Annotated in this window: 2 protein-coding genes; both read right to left on the reverse strand. The window is 69.5% G+C overall.

All coding sequences use genetic code 11. The annotated features are described in order from the left end of the window. Positions 1–359: 359 nt before the first annotated feature. Positions 360–1,145 carry an SDR family NAD(P)-dependent oxidoreductase gene (locus VOI19_RS18385; RefSeq protein WP_323794390.1) on the reverse strand — a complete coding sequence of 262 codons (786 nt, stop codon included), beginning with the start codon at positions 1,143–1,145 and terminating at the stop codon, positions 360–362. A 42-nt stretch (positions 1,146–1,187) separates the two neighbouring features. After that, the coding region (locus VOI19_RS18390; protein WP_323794391.1) for an ATP-binding cassette domain-containing protein at positions 1,188–2,197 on the reverse strand (1,010 nt) is incomplete at its 5' end.

The raw sequence follows: 2,197 nt of genomic DNA on the forward strand, positions 1-2,197 counted from the left end.
CCCCGCCGAGGATGACGCCGTCGGTACCGAAGGTGGTGTCATCGACGACCGAGTTGTCCACGCGGAACTCGACCGCCCACTCGACCACCCGCTGCAAGGCTTCGACCTCGGCCGCAGCGACCGTGGCGCGGGCCTCGCGAACCGCATCCAGGGCGGTCGGGGTGGGCGTCGTTCGCATGGGTCGATTCTACCTGCGATCACCGACATTCGACAGTGTGATCGAACGATCTGTGGGTAAGATGTCGGGGTCAGTTCCGGGGCTTCGTCGACGGGCTCGTACCTCGCCCTGCTCAGCCTCCGGAGGTGGCGTGAGGGGTTTCGAGGCTCACTTCGTTCGCACCTCAACCAGCGTGGGGTGGTCACATGTGGGTGCCGCCGTCGACGCGGATCTCGGTGCCGGTGATGTAGGCGCCGTCGTCGCTCACGAGCATCGCCACGACCCCGGCGATGCTGTCGGGCGTGCCGAACTTGCCGCGGCCCAGGGTGGGCATGAGCTTGGCGAACTTGTCCCAGTCGACGTCAGCGGGCAGGTTCGCCGGCGTCGAGCCGGTGATGGCGGTCTCGATGCCGCCCGGCACCACGCTCACGGCCCGGAGGCCGCGGTCGGCGTACTCCAGGGCGATCGCGTGGGTGAACGACATGATCGCGCCCTTCGTCGCCGAGTACGCCGACATGTAGGGGTGGGCGAAGAAGGCCGAGGTCGAGGAGAAGTTGACGATGACCCCGCCGTGAGGCGAGTCCAGGAGCGACGGGATCGACTCGCGGGTCATCAGGAAGGTGCCGGTCAGGTTCACCGAGAGGATCCGGTTCCACCGCTCGAGTGACATCTCGTGGGTGTGGTCGCCGTAGTGGATGGCTGCCGCGTTGACGACCGCGTCGAGTCCTTCGCGCGCCGACGTCACCGTGGCGATCGCCGCGCGCACCGACTCCTCGTCGGAGATGTCGACGGCTCCGGTGACGATCTGCCCACCGGCGTCGCCGAGACCGTCAGCCGCGGCCTCCTCGGCGAGTCCCGCCAGGCCCTCGGGGACGACGTCGAGGGCGGCGACGTAGGCGCCCTCGCGTGCAAGTCGCAGGGCGGTCCCGCGACCGATGCCCGAGCCGGCGCCGGTCACGATGATGGTTCTGTCCGTCAGTCTGTTCACGGCGGTGACGCTAGTGGTTGAGAGCCGTGTCCGTCCTGACATTCAGCTGGTGGTCACCTGGCCGGCCTCGACACGCCACCGCTCGTCGAGTCGTACGGCGTCGAGCAGGCGGCGGTCGTGCGAGACGAGCAGCAGTGCGCCCGTGTAGGCGTCGAGTGCCTCCTCCAGCTGCTCGATCGCCGGCAGGTCGAGGTGGTTGGTGGGCTCGTCGAGCACGAGCACGTTGACGCCGCGAGCCTGGAGCAGCGCCATCGCGGCGCGGGTGCGCTCGCCGGGTGACAGGTCACCCACGAGGCTGGAGACCTGGTCGGCCTTGAGCCCGAACTTCGCCAGCAGGGTCCGCACCTCGGCGGGCGTCATCGCCGGCACCGTCTCCTCGAAGGCGTCGCCGAGCGACGCGCCCTCGGGCAGCACCGAGCGTGCCTGGTCGATCTCGCCGACCGCCAACGACGCCCCGAGCGACACCCGACCCTCGTCGGGCGTCTCGTGCCCGAGCAGCAGGCGCAGCAGGGTCGTCTTGCCGGCGCCGTTGGGTCCGACGATGCCGATCCGGTCGCCGGCGTTGACCTGCATCGAGACCGGGCCGAGCGTGAAGTCTCCGTGTCGTACGACGGCGCCGTCGAGCGAGGAGACGACCGTGCTCGACCGGGGCGCAGCGGCCACGCGGAACTGCAGCGTCCACTCCTTGCGCGGCTCCTCGACCTCCTCGAGCCGGGCGATGCGCGACTCCATCTGACGCACCTTCTGGGCCTGCTTCTCCGACGACTCCGCCTGCGCCTTGCGTCTGATCTTGTCGTTGTCGGGACTCTTCTTCATCGCGTTGCGCACGCCCTGTGAGCTCCACTCGCGCGTGGTGCGTGCGCGCCCCACGAGGTCGGCCTTGCGGTCGGCGTACTCGTCGTAGGCCTCGCGCGCGTGCCGACGCGCCACGGCGCGCTCCTCGAGGAAGGAGTCGTAGCCGCCGTCATAGACCGCGACCTGGTGCTGAGCGAGGTCGAGTTCGACGATGCGCGTGACGCACCGGGCCAGGAACTCGCGGTCGTGCGAGACCA

This window comes from Nocardioides sp. (assembly GCF_034670285.1).
GTDB lineage: Bacteria > Actinomycetota > Actinomycetes > Propionibacteriales > Nocardioidaceae > Nocardioides.